Source organism: Streptomyces sp. NPDC001220 (genome assembly GCF_053597895.1).
Window position 1 is genome coordinate 752,438 of the sequence record NZ_JBSFJE010000002.1, and the last position, 16,134, is coordinate 768,571.

Annotated in this window: 11 protein-coding genes; 4 read left to right on the plus strand and 7 right to left on the minus strand. The window is 70.0% G+C overall.

Annotated features, from left to right (window positions below; genetic code table 11):
* The first annotated feature begins 30 nt into the window (after positions 1 to 30).
* Positions 31 to 1,011 (plus strand): UDP-glucose 4-epimerase GalE, encoded by a 981-nt coding sequence (gene galE, locus ACWDGI_RS07910; RefSeq protein WP_450756421.1) that lies wholly within the window; start codon positions 31 to 33, stop codon positions 1,009 to 1,011.
* 66 nt (positions 1,012 to 1,077) lie between these two features.
* On the opposite strand, the gene ACWDGI_RS07915 is transcribed toward galE, so the two are convergent.
* The 3 genes from ACWDGI_RS07915 to ACWDGI_RS07925 form a co-directional block, all read right to left on the minus strand.
* Complete coding sequence (locus ACWDGI_RS07915) at positions 1,078 to 2,001, minus strand: RNA polymerase sigma-70 factor (RefSeq protein ID WP_450756422.1); 924 nt, start codon at positions 1,999 to 2,001, stop codon at positions 1,078 to 1,080.
* Between the two features lie 62 nt (positions 2,002 to 2,063).
* Positions 2,064 to 2,441 (minus strand): DoxX family protein, encoded by a 378-nt coding sequence (locus tag ACWDGI_RS07920; RefSeq protein ID WP_450756424.1) that lies wholly within the window; start codon positions 2,439 to 2,441, stop codon positions 2,064 to 2,066.
* Positions 2,442 to 2,521: 80 nt separating this feature from the next.
* On the minus strand, positions 2,522 to 3,148 hold the full coding sequence (locus ACWDGI_RS07925) for a TetR/AcrR family transcriptional regulator (RefSeq protein ID WP_450756426.1): 627 nt from the start codon (positions 3,146 to 3,148) through the stop codon (positions 2,522 to 2,524).
* A 359-nt stretch (positions 3,149 to 3,507) separates the two neighbouring features.
* Between ACWDGI_RS07925 and ACWDGI_RS07930 the strand changes: the two genes are divergently transcribed.
* Both ACWDGI_RS07930 and ACWDGI_RS07935 read left to right on the plus strand, forming a co-directional pair.
* Positions 3,508 to 4,425, plus strand: coding sequence for an ABC transporter permease (locus ACWDGI_RS07930; protein ID WP_450756428.1), 918 nt, complete (start codon positions 3,508 to 3,510; stop codon positions 4,423 to 4,425).
* Between the two features lie 22 nt (positions 4,426 to 4,447).
* Positions 4,448 to 5,359: an ABC transporter ATP-binding protein gene (locus ACWDGI_RS07935; RefSeq protein ID WP_450756531.1), complete on the plus strand. Its 912-nt coding sequence runs from the start codon at positions 4,448 to 4,450 to the stop codon at positions 5,357 to 5,359.
* Positions 5,360 to 5,445: 86 nt separating this feature from the next.
* Here ACWDGI_RS07935 and ACWDGI_RS07940 read toward each other — a convergent pair whose 3' ends face one another.
* From ACWDGI_RS07940 to ACWDGI_RS07950, 3 genes are all read right to left on the minus strand, one after another.
* Positions 5,446 to 10,383 carry an NAD-glutamate dehydrogenase gene (locus ACWDGI_RS07940; RefSeq protein WP_450756430.1) on the minus strand — a complete coding sequence of 1,646 codons (4,938 nt, stop codon included), beginning with the start codon at positions 10,381 to 10,383 and terminating at the stop codon, positions 5,446 to 5,448.
* A gap of 524 nt (positions 10,384 to 10,907) precedes the next feature.
* Complete coding sequence (locus ACWDGI_RS07945; protein WP_450756432.1) at positions 10,908 to 11,573, minus strand: HAD family hydrolase; 666 nt, start codon at positions 11,571 to 11,573, stop codon at positions 10,908 to 10,910.
* Positions 11,574 to 11,663: 90 nt separating this feature from the next.
* Positions 11,664 to 12,179, minus strand: coding sequence for a DUF6912 family protein (locus ACWDGI_RS07950; protein ID WP_450756434.1), 516 nt, complete (start codon positions 12,177 to 12,179; stop codon positions 11,664 to 11,666).
* Positions 12,180 to 12,506: 327 nt separating this feature from the next.
* Between ACWDGI_RS07950 and ACWDGI_RS07955 the strand changes: the two genes are divergently transcribed.
* Positions 12,507 to 12,971 carry an Rv3235 family protein gene (locus tag ACWDGI_RS07955; RefSeq protein WP_450756436.1) on the plus strand — a complete coding sequence of 155 codons (465 nt, stop codon included), beginning with the start codon at positions 12,507 to 12,509 and terminating at the stop codon, positions 12,969 to 12,971.
* Between the two features lie 120 nt (positions 12,972 to 13,091).
* On the opposite strand, the gene secA is transcribed toward ACWDGI_RS07955, so the two are convergent.
* Positions 13,092 to 15,938: a preprotein translocase subunit SecA gene (secA, locus tag ACWDGI_RS07960; protein WP_450756438.1), complete on the minus strand. Its 2,847-nt coding sequence runs from the start codon at positions 15,936 to 15,938 to the stop codon at positions 13,092 to 13,094.
* Positions 15,939 to 16,134 lie beyond the last annotated feature (196 nt).

The following is a 16,134-nucleotide window of genomic DNA, read 5'->3' on the forward strand; positions in this document are numbered from 1 at the left end:
CGGGCCGACTGACGGAGGGAACGGGCATACATGACCTGGCTCATCACCGGCGGCGCCGGCTACATCGGGGCGCATGTCGTACGCGCGATGACCGAGGCGGGCGAACGGACGGTGGTCTACGACAACCTGTCCACCGGCGTCGCCGAGCGCGTGCCGGAGGATGTCCCACTGGTGGTGGGCTCCACGCTGGACGGCGAGAGGGTGGCGCGCGCGCTGGCCGAGCACGAGGTGACCGGGGTCGTCCACCTGGCGGCGAAGAAGCAGGTCGGCGAGTCGGTGGAACGCCCCCTGCACTACTACCGGGAGAACGTCGAAGGTCTGCGTGTCCTGCTCCAGGCGGTGACGGACGCGGAGGTCCCGTCCTTCGTGTTCTCCTCCTCCGCGGCGGTCTACGGCATGCCGGACGTCGAGCTGGTGACGGAGGAGACGCCGTGCGTGCCGATGTCGCCGTACGGCGAGACGAAGCTCGCGGGTGAGTGGCTGGTCCGCGCGACGGGCCGGGCCACCGGTCTCTCCACAGCCTCGCTCCGCTACTTCAACGTGGCCGGCGCGGCCCGCCCCGAACTGGCCGACGTGGGCGTCTTCAACCTCGTCCCGATGGTCTTCGAGAAGCTCACGGAGGACGCGCCGCCGCGCGTCTTCGGCGACGACTACCCGACGCCCGACGGCACCTGCGTCCGCGACTACATCCACGTGGTGGACCTGGCCGAGGCCCATGTGGCGGCGGCCCGCGCCCTCCAGGCCGAGCCGGGCCGCGAACTGACCCTCAACATCGGACGCGGCGAGGGCGTCTCGGTCCGCGAGATGATCGACCGCATCAACGCGGTCACCGGCCACGACCGCCCCCCGACCGTCACCCCGCGCCGCCCCGGCGACCCGGCCCGCGTGGTCGCCTCCGCCGACCGCATCGCCACGGAACTGGGCTGGAAGGCCAAACTCGACGTCCAGGACATGATCACCTCAGCCTGGCAAGGCTGGCTCCACCACCACCCGGCCCCAACCCGAACCTGACCCACGGCTTCGCCGCCCCGTCGCATCACCAGCCGCCGCCCCCGGCCCGGGGGCGGTGAGGGATGGTCAGTCCCTGGGGTGGCGGGCTCGCTTTAGCTTCTCCGAGATGGCCCAGGCGTCGGCCACGGGGCCCATGTGGGCGAGTTTGTCGGGGTTGAGGACCAGGCGGATCGTCTGGACGCGGCCGTCGACGATGTCCAGGGAGAAGGTCTGGAGGACCTTGCCGTCGCGGTCGTGGAAGATCGCGCCCGGCTGGCCGTTGACCTCGTGCTGCTCGCAGCTCACCTCGACCCGGTTCAGCACCGGGAAGACGGCCGCGAGCAGGCGGGCCACGTTCTGGGCGCCGGCGACCGTCCGGGCCAGCTGCGGGGCCTTGCCGCCGCCGTCGCCGACCAGGGACACGTCGGCGGCGAGCAGGTCCTGGAGGCCGGCCAGGTCGCCTTCGTGGAGGGCCTCGAAGAAGCGTGCCGCCAGTTCGTCGCGTTCCCTCCGGTCCGCCTCGAAGCGGGGGCGCCCCTCGGCCATGTGCCGCCGGGCCCGCACGGCGAGCTGACGGCAGGCGGCCTCGGAGCGGCCCACCGCCGACGCGACGTCGGGGAAGCCGAAGTCGAACACCTCGCGCAGCACGAAGACGGCCCGCTCCAGCGGGCTGAGCCGCTCCAGGAGCAGCAGGGCCGCCATCGACACCGAGTCGGCCAGCTCCGCCGACCGTGCCGGATCCTCGTAGGGGTCGGCGAGCAGCGGCTCGGGGAACCACGGGCCGACGTACTCCTCGCGCCGGACGCGGGCCGAGCGCAGTACGTCGATCGAGATCCGGGTGACCGCTGCCGACAGGAAGGCCTTCGGAGACCTGACCTCCGTCGGCGAGCCCTCGAACCGCAGCCAGCTTTCCTGGACCGCGTCCTCCGCCTCGCTGACGCTGCCCAGGATCCGGTACGCGATCGAGAACAGCAGCGGCCGCAGCTCCTGGAACTCCTCGGTCCTGTTCATGTCCACTCCCCCATTTCCCTCTTCTCCCCCGGCTCCCCCGTCGACATCCATGAACCGGCCGCTCAGAAGGGCGCGGGGCCGAACCGGCCCACCGCGACGACCAGCGCGAGCACGAGGTAGACCAGGTTCAGGGCCACGAACGCCCGCTCACCGCGCCGGCCGTGGGTGATCATCGCTCCGACCATCAGCAGGATCCAGCACGCGGCGGTCACCGGTACCAGCACCGGCGCGGTGCCGGTGGCGGCGGGCAGCACCAGGCCCACCGCGGCCAGGAGCTCCAGGACACCGAGCGTCTTGACGAAGCCGGTGCCCGCCTCTGCGGTCCAGCCTCCGCCGTGGGCCGCGGCCAGCTTCTCCCGGGGCACGAACGTCTTGCTGATCCCACCGGTCAGGGCCACCGCGGCGAGCAGTCCGGCGGCGATCCACAGGGCGAGGTTCATCGTCCACTCCTTGATCGAGGATGCCTGCGCCCTCTACGACGAGACGGCAACCTCGCCTGTGACATCCCCGGCGGAGTGGTTCACAGCGCCTTGAGCGCCTCCGTGGTGCCACGGGCCAGCGCCGCCAGATACCCCTTCGGCAGCTTCGGGGACCGGATCACCACCGAACGCCAGTACAGCGGGCCGGAGATCAGGTCCATGGCCAGGTCGTCGTCGAGGCTCGCGGCGAGTTCACCGCGGCGCTGGGCCGCCTCGATGATCTTGCTGGCGACGCCGTCCTGGCCCTCCCGCAGCGTCTTCTGCATGGCCTCGGCGATCTCCGGGTTGCGGGCCGCCTCGGCCTGGAGGTCCGGGATGATCTGCGAGGCGACCGGGTGGCGCAGCGCGCGGGAGGTGACCTCGTACAGGAGCCGCAGGTCGCCCTCCAGGGAGCCGGTGTCGGGCACCGGCAGGCCCAGCACCGCGAGGGCCGAGACGACGTCGAGGACGAGGTGCAGCTTGGAGCGCCAACGGCGGTAGACGGCGGTCTTGCCGACGCCCGCGCGGCGCGCGATGCCCTCGATGGACATACGGGCGTACCCGACCGCCGCGAGTTCCTCGAAGACGGCGGCCCGGATGGCCTCGGTCACGTCCTCGCGGAGGACGGCCGCCCCGGCGGGGGCTCGTCGGCGCGGACGCGTCTGGGACTCCTCGGCGTTCGTCGTCATGTCCCCCAGCATAGGGGCGTAACGACGAAACGGTTGCGTCCCGACGAGGCCCGCCACCCGATCGTCGCAACCGAGCCGCACTGAACGACTCCCAGCTCACCGCCGTACCGAACACGAGCGCGACTCGTCCCCCGGCAACGAATCGGTCGCGTCCCGACCTCGGAAGTGTTACGGCGCACACCAGTCCGTGACGACGAAACGGTTGCGTTCCGACGCCAACTCGGCCTACGCTCCCGTTGCGACGATACGGTCCCGTCCCGACGCAAGAAAACGTGAAGAGAAGCGTAAGGAAACGCCGGATGACGGGCCGGTGCCCAGCCGGACGCCGCACCCCCACCCCCCGAGTGAAAGCAGCGGATGTGACCCAGGTTCTCCACACACCGCCCCCGACCCCGGTCACGGCCGAGGACGACCTCGCGGCGCTCGCCGCCCGGCACGGACTCTCGGTCAGCGGCGCCCGTCCCACTCTGCCGGCGTACGTCCGCCAGCTGTGGGCACGGCGGCACTTCATCACCGCGTTCGCCACCGCCAAGCTCACCGCCCAGTACGCCCAGGCGAAGCTCGGCCAGGTCTGGCAGGTCATGACCCCGCTGCTGAACGCGGCGGTGTACTATTTCATCTTCGGTGTCCTGCTGCACACCAAGAAGGGCGTGCCGGACTACATCCCGTTCCTGGTCACGGGCGTGTTCATCTGGACGTTCACCTCGAGCTCGATCATGACCGGCACCCGCGCGATCGCCGGCAACCTCGGACTCGTCCGCGCCCTGCACTTCCCCCGGGCCGCACTCCCGATCTCCTTCTGCCTCCAGCAGCTCCAGCAGCTGCTGTTCTCGATGGCCGCCCTGGTCGTGATCCTGCTCTGCTTCGGCGTTCCGGTGGCCGCCTCCTGGGTGCTGGCCATCCCGGCGCTGATCCTGCAGTTCACCTTCAACACCGGCATGTCGCTGATCATGGCCCGCTGGGGCGCCAAGACCCCGGACATCTCCCAGCTGATGCCGTTCGTGCTGCGCACCTGGATGTACATCTCCGGCGTCATGTGGAACATCGACAAGCTGACCGGCGAGCACAGCGGTCTGCCGAGCTGGGTGAACCCGGTGCTCAAGGCCAACCCGGCCGCCGTCTACATCGACCTGATGCGCTTCGCCCTGATCGACAGCTTCCACGCCGGCCAGCTGCCGCCGCACGTGTGGGTCATCGCGACCGGCTGGGCCCTCGTCATCGGCGTCGGTGGCTTCATCTACTTCTGGAAGGCTGAGGAGACGTACGGCCGTGGCTGAGAACGTGAGCGACACCCGCAGCATGAGCGACTCCCGCGACGTGAGCGACACCCGCGACGTGAGCGACACCCGCCCGGTGAGCGACACCCGCATCCCCACCGTCGTCGTCGACGGCGTCGACATCGTCTACCGGGTCAACGGCACCGGCGCCGGCCGCGGCTCCGCCACCGCCGCCCTCAACCGCATGCTGCGCCGCAAGAAGGCCGAGAAGGCGGCGGGCGTCCGCAAGGTGCACGCGGTCAGGAACGTCTCCTTCGTCGCCTACAAGGGCGAGGCGATCGGCCTCATCGGCACCAACGGCTCCGGCAAGTCCACCCTCCTCAAGGCCGTCGCCGGCCTGCTCCCGGTGGAGAACGGCGCCATCTACACCGACGGGCAGCCCTCCCTCCTCGGCGTCAACGCGGCCCTCATGGGCGACCTGACCGGCGAGAAGAACGTCTACCTCGGCGGCCTCGCCATGGGCATGTCCCGCGAGGAGATCAAGGAGCGCTACCAGGAGATCGTCGACTTCTCCGGCATCAACGAGAAGGGCGACTTCATCACCCTCCCGATGCGCACCTACTCCTCCGGCATGGGCGCCCGGCTGCGGTTCTCCATCGCCGCCGCCAAGGACCACGACGTCCTGCTCATCGACGAGGCGCTGGCCACCGGTGACGCGGCCTTCCGGATGCGTTCCGAGGAGCGCATCCGGGCCCTGCGCGAGCACGCCGGCACGGTGTTCCTGGTCAGCCACAACAACAAGTCCATCCGCGACACCTGCGAGCGGGTGCTGTGGCTGGAGCGCGGTGTGCTGCGCATGGACGGGCCGACCGAGGAGGTCCTCGCGGAGTACGAGGCCTTCACCGGCGACAAGGCGAAGCCGAAGGCCAAGCCGAAGCCGAAGGCCGCGCCGCCGAAGCAGGCCGACGCTCCGAAGGTCTCCCAGCCCTCCTGAAGCAGCCGTGGAAGAAAGCGCCCCGAGCCGTCACCGGCCCGGGGCGCTTTCCTGTCGCACGACTCAGACTGCGACCGCGACGACGACTACGAGTGCGTGCGCAGCAGCGTCCGCATCGTCCGCATGGCCACCGACAGGTTGGCCAGGTCGAAGGAGTCCGAGCTGCGGATCTCCTCCAGCGTGGCCCGGGCCCGCCCCAGGATGGCCGCGTTCTTCTGCTCCCAGGCCGCGTAGCGCTGCTCGGGCGTCGACGTGCCGTTGCCCGCGGCGAGTACGTCGGCGGTGAGCATCGCGTGGGCCGCGTACAGGTCCTCGCGGATGGAGGCACGGGCCATCGACTGCCAGCGGTCGGCGCGCGGGAGCTCGATGATGCGGTCCATCAGCTGGGTCACGCCGAGCCGGTCGGCGAGGTCGTAGTAGACCTCCGCGACCTCCAGCGGCTCCTTGCCCGTACGGTCGGCCACCGAGACGATGTCCAGTGCCGGGAAGGCCGAGGAGAATCCGGCCACCCTGGTCGCCAGCTCGTCCGGGACACCGGCCGCGGACAGCTCGTCGTACACGTGCTGGTACCACTCCAGGTCCGCGCCGCGCAGCAGCTTGGGCAGCTGCTGCCAGACCTGTTCGACCCGCTCGGAGAAGAAGTCGACGTTCTCGATCAGCTCCAGCGGCTGCGGCCGGTTGTTGAGCAGCCAGCGGGTGCCGCGCTCCACCAGACGGCGGGAGTGCAGCCGGATGCGGGTCTGGACGGCCGCGTCGACCTTGTTGTCCAGTTCCTCGACCGCGTCCCAGACCGGGGCGGAGCGGAAGATCGCACGCGCCGCGGTCTGGGCCCGGACGATCTCCTCCAGGGAGGCCCCGGTCTCCTCGCGCAGCCGGTGCAGATAGGTCGTACCACCGGTGTTGACCGTGTCGTTGACCAGGACCGTGGTCGTGATCTCACGGCGCAGCGGATGGGTGGCGAGCGCGGCGGCGAACCGCTCGCGCAGGGCCGTCGGGAAGTAGGCGTGCAGCAGGCCGCTCAGATACGGGTCGTCCGGCAGCGAGGTCGCCAGCAGCTCGTCGGCGACCGTGATCTTCGTGTACGCCAGCAGGACTGCCGTCTCCGGGCTGGTCAGGCCCTGGCCGGAGCCGAGCCGCTCGCGGATCTGGCGGTCGGTGGGCAGGAACTCCAGCGCCCGGTCCAGGTGGCCCTCCCTGACCAGGTGGCGGATGAACCGCTGCTGGGCGTGGAGCATGTCCTTGGACTGGGCCAGGGCGTTGGCGATCGCCACGTTCTGCGCGTAGTTGTTGCGCAGCACCAGGCCGCCGACCTCGTCGGTCATCTCGGCGAGCAGCTTGTTGCGCTGCTTGACCGTCATGTCGCCGTCCGCGACCACGCCGTTGAGCAGGATCTTGATGTTCACCTCGTGGTCGGAGGTGTCCACGCCGGCGCTGTTGTCGATGGCATCGGTGTTGATCTTGCCGCCCTGGCGGGCGAACTCGATCCGGCCGAGCTGGGTCAGGCCCAGGTTGCCGCCCTCGCCGACGACCTTGACGCGCAGGTCGGCGCCGTCGACGCGGATGGCGTCGTTGGCCTTGTCGCCGACGTCCGCGTTCGACTCGGTCGACGCCTTGACGTAGGTGCCGATACCGCCGTTCCACAGCAGGTCGACCGGCGCTTCCAGGATCGCCTTCATCAGGTCGGCCGGGGTCAGCTTGGCGACCTTCTCCTCGATGCCGAGCGCCTCGCGGATATGGCTGTTGACCTGGATCGCCTTGGCGCTGCGCGGGAAGATCCCGCCGCCCGCCGAGAGCAGTTCGGTGTTGTAGTCGCCCCAGCTGGAACGGGGCAGGTCGAACAGCCGGCGGCGCTCGGCGTAGCCGGTGGCCGCGTCCGGGGTGGGGTCGATGAAGATGTGCCGGTGGTCGAAGGCGGCGACCAGGCGGATGTGCTCGCTGAGCAGCATGCCGTTGCCGAACACGTCACCGGACATGTCACCGATGCCGACGACCGTGAAGTCCTCGGTCTGGGTGTCGACGGCCAGCTCCCGGAAGTGCCGCTTCACGGACTCCCAGGCGCCGCGCGCGGTGATGCCCATGCCCTTGTGGTCGTAGCCGGCGGAGCCGCCGGAGGCGAAGGCGTCGCCGAGCCAGAAGTTGTAGCTCCCGGCGACCTCGTTGGCGATGTCGGAGAACGTCGCCGTGCCCTTGTCGGCCGCGACCACCAGGTAGGTGTCGTCCTCGTCGTGCCGGACCACGTCCTGCGGGGGCACGACCTCCCCGGCCACCATGTTGTCGGTGATGTCGAGCAGCGCCGAGATGAACGTCTTGTAGCTGGCGATGCCCTCGGCCAGCCACGCGTCCCGGTCCTTCGCCGGGTCCGGCAGCTGCTTGGCGACGAACCCGCCCTTGGCGCCGACCGGCACGATGACGGTGTTCTTGACCATCTGCGCCTTGACCAGGCCGAGGATCTCGGTCCGGAAGTCCTCGCGCCGGTCGGACCAGCGCAGACCGCCGCGCGCGACCTTGCCGAAGCGCAGGTGCACACCCTCGACGCGCGGCGAGTACACCCAGATCTCGAACGCCGGACGCGGCGCCGGGAGGTCCGGGATGGCCTGCGGGTCGAACTTCATGGAGACGTAGGAGTGCGGCTTGCCGTCGGCCGTCTCCTGGAAGAAGTTGGTGCGCAACGTCGCCTTGATGACGGTCAGGAAGGAGCGCAGGATGCGGTCCTCGTCGAGACTCGCCACCTGGTCGAGGGCGGCGTCCAGCTCCTCGTGGAGGGCGTCGGTGATCTCCAGGCCGGCCTTCTGCCGGTCCGGCGACATCCGCGCCTCGAAGAGCGAGACGAGCAGCCGGGTGGTGTGGACGTTGTGACGGAGCGTGGTCTCCATGTAGTCCTGGCTGAACGTGGAACCGGCCTGCCGCAGGTACTTGGCGTACGCCCGCAGCACCATCGCCTGCCGCCAGCTCAGCCCGGCGCTCAGCACCAGCGCGTTGAAGCCGTCGTTCTCCGCCAGGCCGGTCCAGGTCGCCGCGAAGGCGTCCTGGAACCGCTCACGGCCGTCGTCACCCAGGTAGTCGCCGTTGCCGCCGCCCGCCGTCTTCGGCATCCGCATGCCGAAGTCGTAGATCCATGCGGTCGTCCGGTCCGAGCAGCGCAGCTCGTACGGCCGCTCGTCGATCACCTCGACGCCCAGCCGGTTCAGGACCGGCAGCACCGCCGACAGGGAGATCGCCGCGCCCTTGCGGTAGATCTTGAAGCGGCGCTCGTCCGGGGCGGCGCCCACCGGCTCGTAGAGGCTGAGCGCGAAGTCGTTGCCCGCCTCCTCGGTGAGCCGCTCCAGGTGGACCAGGTCGGCGACCGCCGCACGCGGGGTGTGGTCGGCCTTGTAGCCCTCGGGGAAGGAGTTGGTGTAGCGGCGCTGCAGCTCGGCCGCGCGCTCCTCGCCGCACTCGGCGTTGAGCGCCTCGGCGAAGCTGTCGGCCCAGGAGCGGGCCGCCTCGACCAGGCGGGCCTCGATGCGGTCCTTGTCGGCGTCGGACAGCTCGGGCAGCTCGGTGCCCTGCGGGACGCGGACGACGAAGTGCAGCCGGGAGAGGATCGACTCGGTGTTCCAGGCCGTGAAGTCGACGTTGGTGCCGCCGAGCTCATCCTTCAGGATGTCGATGATCCGCAGCCGCACACCGGTGGTGTAGCGGTCCCGGGGGAGGTAGACGAGGGCCGAGTAGTAGCGGCCGTACTCGTCCTGGCGCAGGTAGAGGCGGAGCCGCCGGCGTTCCTGGAGGTAGAGGACGCTCGTGACGATCGACTCCAGCTCGGGGACCGGGGTCTGGAACAGCTCGTCGCGCGGGAAGGTCTCCATGATCTGGAGCAGGTCGCGGCCGTCGTGGCTGTTGGGCGAGAAGCCGGCCCGCTCCAGCACCGCGTCGACCTTGCGGCGGATGACGGGCACCCGGCGCACCGACTCGGTGTACGCGGCGGACGAGAAAAGCCCCAGGAACCGGCGCTCACCGACGACGTTGCCGTCCGCGTCGAACTTCTTGACCCCGATGTAGTCCAGGTACGACGGCCGATGCACGGTCGACCGGCTGTTCGCCTTGGTCAGGACGAGGAGCTTGTGCTCGCGGGCCTTGGCACGCGCGTCGGCCGGGAGCCGCTCGAAGGAGGGGCTGACCGGGTGGCCCTCCTCGCCGGCGTGCGGCGGGTCGGAGCGCAGGATGCCGAGGCCGGTGCCGGGCACGGCGCCCAGCGAGTCGTCCTCGCGCAGCTGGTACTCGCGGAAGCCGAGGAAGGTGAAGTGGTCGGCGGCCAGCCAGCGCAGCAGCTCGCGGGCCTCCTCGACCTCGGGACGGGGCAGGTCGCCGGGGACCGGCTCGGCGGCGAGGTCCTCGGCGATACGGACCGCCGCCTCCCGCATCTTCTCCCAGTCCTCGACGGCCTCGCGGACGTCGGACAGCACCCGCAGCAGATCGGCGGTGATCTGCTTGAGGTCGGCGCGGTCGGTCTCGCGGTCGATCTCTACGTGGATCCAGGACTCGATGTGCGCGTCGTGCGGCAGTTCCTCGCCGACGGCCGGGGTCGGCAGCATCTCGATGAGCTTGCCGGTGAGGTCGCGGCGGACCACGAACTGGGGGTGGATGACGACATGGATGCCGCGCCCCTGCCGGGTCAGCTCGTTGGTGACCGAGTCGACGAGGAAGGGCATGTCGTCGGTGACGACCTCCACCACGGAGTGGCTGGAGGTCCACCCGTTCTCCTCGACGGTCGGGGTGTGGACCCGGACGTTCGCGGTGCCCTGTGGACGGGTCTCGGCGAGACGGAAGTGCGAGACGGCAGCGCCGAAGACGTCGACCGGGTCACGGTCGGCGAGGTCCTCTGGCGCGGTGTGCAGGTAGTAGCGCTGAAGGAACGTGAACACGGACTCCTGGTCCGCCGTCCCCGCCGTCCCAGTCGGTAGGTGCCCCCCTGCCGGGCTGTTCTCAGCTACCCGGGCGGCCCGATCGAGCAGCTCGGCCTTGGCTTCGTCCAGCTTGGTCTGCATTGTCCTCTGGCTCCTGTCGCGCGCCATTGCGTGACGTAGAAGGAAGTACGGGCTCTTCCCCCTGCGGCTCGACGCCACGGCCGGGGTCTCCGGTCTGCTTCGACGCTATGCCGCAGGGTGAGACGAGCGGGGGGTATTCGGCCATTCTCGACATGCCCCGAGGGTGTGACGTCGCTCTCGGCGACGCCGCTACCAGGGCTGTTTCGGGTGCCCTCCGCCCGCGAAGACCAGCGACCGCCGCCCGGTCACGGAGGTGTTCCGTGCTCACCGGGCGCAGGGCAGGGGCGTCGACGCCCCCGCGAACTATCGCGCTGATCACGCCACCAAGGCTATCGCTCCTCACCCCGGGGCCGTCATGAGCCGTATGTGTACAAAAGAGGGGGTGGAACTTTGACGTTCTGCACAGCGCGTGCACCGGCCCGGCCGACATAGGGGGTTGACGTGCGTGGTGATGGTGCGGGTGCGTGGGGGCCGGTCGCGCGGTTTCCCTCGCCCCTGAAGGGGCGCATCCCCCGCACAACCGGTCACGCCACGAGCCGCTGGGCCTCCTCGACCGCCTCCGCCAGTGAGTCCACGACCGGTACGCCGACCTCTTCCAGGCTCGCCCTGCCGTGCGACCCGCCGGTGTACAGCACGGCCTTCGCGCCCACGGCCCGCGCGGCCACCGCGTCGTCCGCCGCGTCCCCGATCACCACGGTCCGTCCGGGCCGCACCTCTCCCAGCGACCGCAGATGCCGCACCATGTGCTCGGCCTTGCTGCCCCCGGACGGCCCGACCCGCCCCTCGACCCGTATGAAGTGCGGCTCGATCCCGAATCCCCGCACCAACGGCACGAGCTCGTCATGCACGTACATGCTCAGCAGTGACTGGCTGCCTCCGGCCGAACGCCATCCGGCCAGCAGCTCGACCACCCCGTCGGTCAGCCCGCACCGGTCCCGGTGCTCGGTGTAGTACCGGTGGAAGATCTCGTCCATGACCTCCCACTCGGCCTCGGTGGGCAGCCGCCCCATCAGCCGCTCGTAGAACTTCGGCACCGGCACGCAGTACAGCGACCGGTACTGCTCCAGCGTGATCGGCGCCAGGCCCAGCTCGGCCGATGCCGCGTTCGTCGCCCCGATGATCGCGTCGTTGTCGTGGAACAGGGTCCCGTTCCAGTCCCAGACGATGTGCGCGCTTCCGTGCTTCCCCATGCCAAAAACGCTACCCGCCAGCACTGACAATCAAGACCCGTGACGCATCACCGCAGGTCACAGGAGTCGAATGGGCCCCGTCGGCCCCGCTCAGCCGCCGAGCCCCACCAGGTTCGGGATCTCCTGCGTGGCATACCAGAGCAGCTCGTGGTCCTCGGCCCCGTCCACCACGAACTGCGCGTCGTCGTCCCCGCCGTCCGCGGCCGGAAGAGCCCCGGCCGCCGCGGTCACGTCCTCCTCCGCGTCGCCGGAGTCGACGTGCACGGAGGCCGCCTTGGCCAGCGCGACCGTCCTGGTCACCCGCACCTCGCCCAGCGCCGCCGGGTCGAGCCCGCGGTCCGGGTCGGCCGCCGCCGTGCCGTCGGGGACGTCCACGGCCACCACGACCCGGCGCCGCGGCGCCTCCTGGTCGGCGGCCAGCAGCCGCAGGGAGGCGAGGGCGGCCCGGTTGAGCGCGGCGTACTCCAGTTCCTCCATGTCGTCGGAGAGGTACCACTCGCGCAGCGCGGGCGTGACGGCGTAGGCGACGAAGGGACCGGTCCCCAGCTCGCCCGTCTTGTGCGCCTCGGCGAGCCCGGGGAGGGTCAGGGGGACGTAGACGCGCATGGGTGGCCGCTCTCTTCCGGACTCTTCGACTCTGCGTCTCCCGAAGGTCCTGGCGCCTCCCGGAGGGCCTTCAGGATACGTGCGGGCGTCCCCTTTCGGGTCCCGGGCGGTGACGTCGGGGACGTCCACCCGGCGCCCGCCGATTCACCCGGTACCGCCGCCCGCCCAGGCGGTTTCCCGCACCCCCGACCACTCGGATAGGTGAACCCTCCGAGGCCCTCGACACGGGCCGTCACCGCCTTGCCGCCGCCGTCCCGGCCCCCGTACAAGATCCTCAACCGCAAGTTACCGCCTGGTACCCGCCGGGCCCGCCGAACGGGGATCCCCATGAACAAGGTCATGACCAGGACCGCCCAGCTCCGCCCGGGCACCCGCCCGCCCGGGCGCCGCGACTCCCGCCGCCCCGGCGCGTCCTCCCGCAGGCCCCTGACGCCTCCGGCGGCTCCGCCGAGCCCGCGCCCCACCGACCTCTTCGCGGAGCGCCTGCTGGCCGTCCTGAGCGGCCGCCGACCCGTCCACTGGATGCTGCGGCACACGGCCGGAGCCGCCTACGACGACCTCGCCCGCCTCGCCGAACGCGGCCCCCTGCGCACCCGCGGCACCGACCCGGTCGTCCGCGACATCGGCTACTACGTCCCTCGCGCCGGCGCCCTGGAGGTCTTCGCCCGCGTCGCCGCCGGCGACCAGCTGCGCGCCATGGCCTTCCGCCTGGAACAGGGCCAGGACCTGCGCTGGCGCTGCACAGCGGTGGAACTGGGCGGCCCCCGCACACCCCACGACGGCCGGCCCTAGCGTTGCGAGGACCCCGTACCCCAGCCACAGACCGAAGGACCACCAGCCCCGGCACAGACCGAAGGGCCGGCCCCCCTTGCGGGGTGGCCGGCCCTGGTGGAGCGGGTGTCGGTGCTGCCGTTACTTCCTGCGGCCGCGGCGGCTCTTCGCCTGCTTGCGGCGCTCGGCGCGGGTGAGGCCGTCCGCCTCGGAACGGGCCGGCTCCTCGTCGTCGTAGTCGAAGTCGCCCTCGACGATGCCGCCCTCGCCGTCCACGGTGGCCGCGGAGAAGTGCATGCCCCGCCGCTGCGGCGCCTCCAGCCCCTTCGCACGGATCTCGGGACGGGAGCCCGCCTGGGCCGGAACCGCGTCCTGGACGCCCTCCGCGACCGCCTGGGCGTCCTCGACCGGGACCTCCTCGACCTGCTGCTCGACCTGGACCTCCAGGTTGAACAGGTAGCCGACGGACTCCTCCTTGATGCCGTCCATCATCGCGGTGAACATGTCGAAGCCCTCGCGCTGGTACTCGACCAGGGGGTCCTTCTGGGCCATCGCGCGCAGGCCGATGCCCTCCTGGAGGTAGTCCATCTCGTAGAGGTGCTCACGCCACTTGCGGTCGAGGACCGAGAGCACGACCCGGCGCTCCAGCTCACGCATGATCTCGGAGCCGAGCTGCGCCTCGCGCGAGGCGTACTGCTCGCGGATGTCGTCCTTGATCGACTCGGAGATGTACTCGGCGGTCAGACCGGCCCGGTCGCCGGCCGCCTCCTCCAGCTCGTCGATGGTCACCTTGACCGGGTAGAGCTGCTTGAAGGCGCCCCACAGACGGTCGAGGTCCCAGTCCTCCGGGAAGCCCTCGGCGGTCTCCGCACCGACGTACGCGTCGATCGTGTCGTCCGTGAAGTGCTGGATCTGCTCCTGCAGGTCCTCGCCCTCCAGGACGCGGCGGCGCTCGCCGTAGATGACCTCACGCTGGCGGTTGAGCACCTCGTCGTACTTCAGGACGTTCTTACGGGTCTCGAAGTTCTGCTGCTCGACCTGCGACTGCGCGGACGCGATCGCGCGGGTGACCATCTTGTTCTCGATCGGCACGTCGTCCGGCACGTTGGCCATGGACATCACGCGCTCCACCATCTGGGCCTTGAACAGGCGCATCAGGTCGTCGCCGAGGGAGAGGTAGAAGCGGGACTCACCGGGGTCGCCCTGACGGCCGGAACGACCGCGCAGCTGGTTGTCGATCCGGCGCGACTCGTGCCGCTCGGTACCGAGGACGTAGAGGCCGCCGAGGTCCTTGACCTCCTCGAACTCGGCCTTGACCGCCTGCTCGGCCTTCTCCAGGGCGGCGGGCAGCGCCTGCGCCCACTCCTCGATGTGCTCCTCGGGGTCGAGGCCGCGCTGGCGCAGCTCCGCCTCCGCGAGGTCCTCGGGGTTGCCGCCGAGCTTGATGTCGGTACCACGGCCGGCCATGTTGGTGGCCACCGTCACCGCGCCCCTGCGGCCGGCCTGCGCGACGATCGACGCCTCCCGCTCGTGGTGCTTGGCGTTGAGCACCTCGTGCTGGATGCCGCGCTTGGAGAGCTGCTGCGAGAGGTACTCCGACTTCTCGACGGAGGTCGTGCCGACGAGGATCGGCTGGCCCTTCTCGTGCTTCTCCGCGATGTCGTCGACGACCGCCTCGAACTTGGCGACCTCGGTGCGGTAGATCAGGTCCGACTGGTCCTTGCGGACCATCGGCCTGTTCGTCGGGATCGGGACCACACCGAGCTTGTAGATCTGGTGGAACTCGGCGGCCTCGGTCATGGCCGTACCGGTCATGCCGGACAGGCCGGGCTGTTCCTTGTCGTTGTGGTCGTGGCGCTTGTAGAGGCGGAAGAAGTTCTGCAGGGTGATCGTGGCGAGGGTCTGGTTCTCGTCCTTGATGTCCACCCCTTCCTTCGCCTCGATCGCCTGGTGCATGCCCTCGTTGTAGCGGCGGCCGGCGAGGATACGACCGGTGTGTTCGTCGACGATCATGACCTCGCCGTCCATGACGACGTAGTCCTTGTCCTTCTTGAAGAGCTCCTTCGCCTTGATGGCGTTGTTCAGGTAGCCCACCAGAGGCGTGTTCACCGACTCGTAGAGGTTGTCGATGCCCAGCCAGTCCTCGACCTTGGAGACACCGGACTCGTGGATCGCGACCGTGCGCTTCTTCTCGTCGACCTCGTAGTCGCCGGTCTCCTCGATGCCCTTGAGCGGGTTGCCGGCCTCGCCCTTCTTCAGGCGCAGGACCAGCTTGGCGAAGTCGCCGTACCACTTGGTGGCCTGGTCGGCCGGGCCGGAGATGATCAGCGGCGTACGGGCCTCGTCGACCAGGATGGAGTCGACCTCGTCGACGATGGCGAAGTTGTGGCCGCGCTGGACGAGCTCGTCCTGGGACCACGCCATGTTGTCGCGCAGGTAGTCGAAGCCGAACTCGTTGTTCGTGCCGTACGTGATGTCCGCCGCGTACTGCTCGCGGCGCTGGGCCGGCGACATGTTGGCCAGGATGCAGCCGACGCTCAGGCCCAGGAACTTGTGGACGCGGCCCATCATCTCGGAGTCGCGCTCGGCCAGGTAGTCGTTGACCGTGATGAGGTGGACGCCCTTGCCCGACAGCGCGTTGAGGTACGCGGGCAGGGTGCCGACGAGGGTCTTGCCCTCACCGGTCTTCATCTCGGCGACGTAGCCGAGGTGGAGGGCGGCGCCACCCATGATCTGCACGTCGTAGTGACGCTGGCCGAGGGCGCGCTTGGCGGCCTCGCGGACGGTGGCGAACGCCTCGGGGAGCAGGTCGTCGAGGCTCTCTCCGTCGGCGTAGCGCTGCTTGTACTCATCGGTGAGGGCCCGCAGCTCGGCGTCGGAGAGGTCGACGAAGTCCTCTTCGATGGAGTTGACCTGGTCCGCGATGCGGTGCAGCTTGCGCAGGATCTTGCCTTCGCCTGCACGCATGATCTTCGAGAGGACGGACACGGGGGTTTGTCTCCTTGCCGGTCGGGCCTGGGACGGTCGGTTTCCATTGGACGTACTGAGCAACGGCCATCGTATGCGAGGACCCGGCCGCGCCGGGAGGCCTGGCGGCCCGACGGCCGTCCACTGCTTTCCCGAGGGCTCCACGAGCCCCCTTCGTGTGACTCCTCCGGGTGGGCATTCGGTTGTGCCGGTTGGT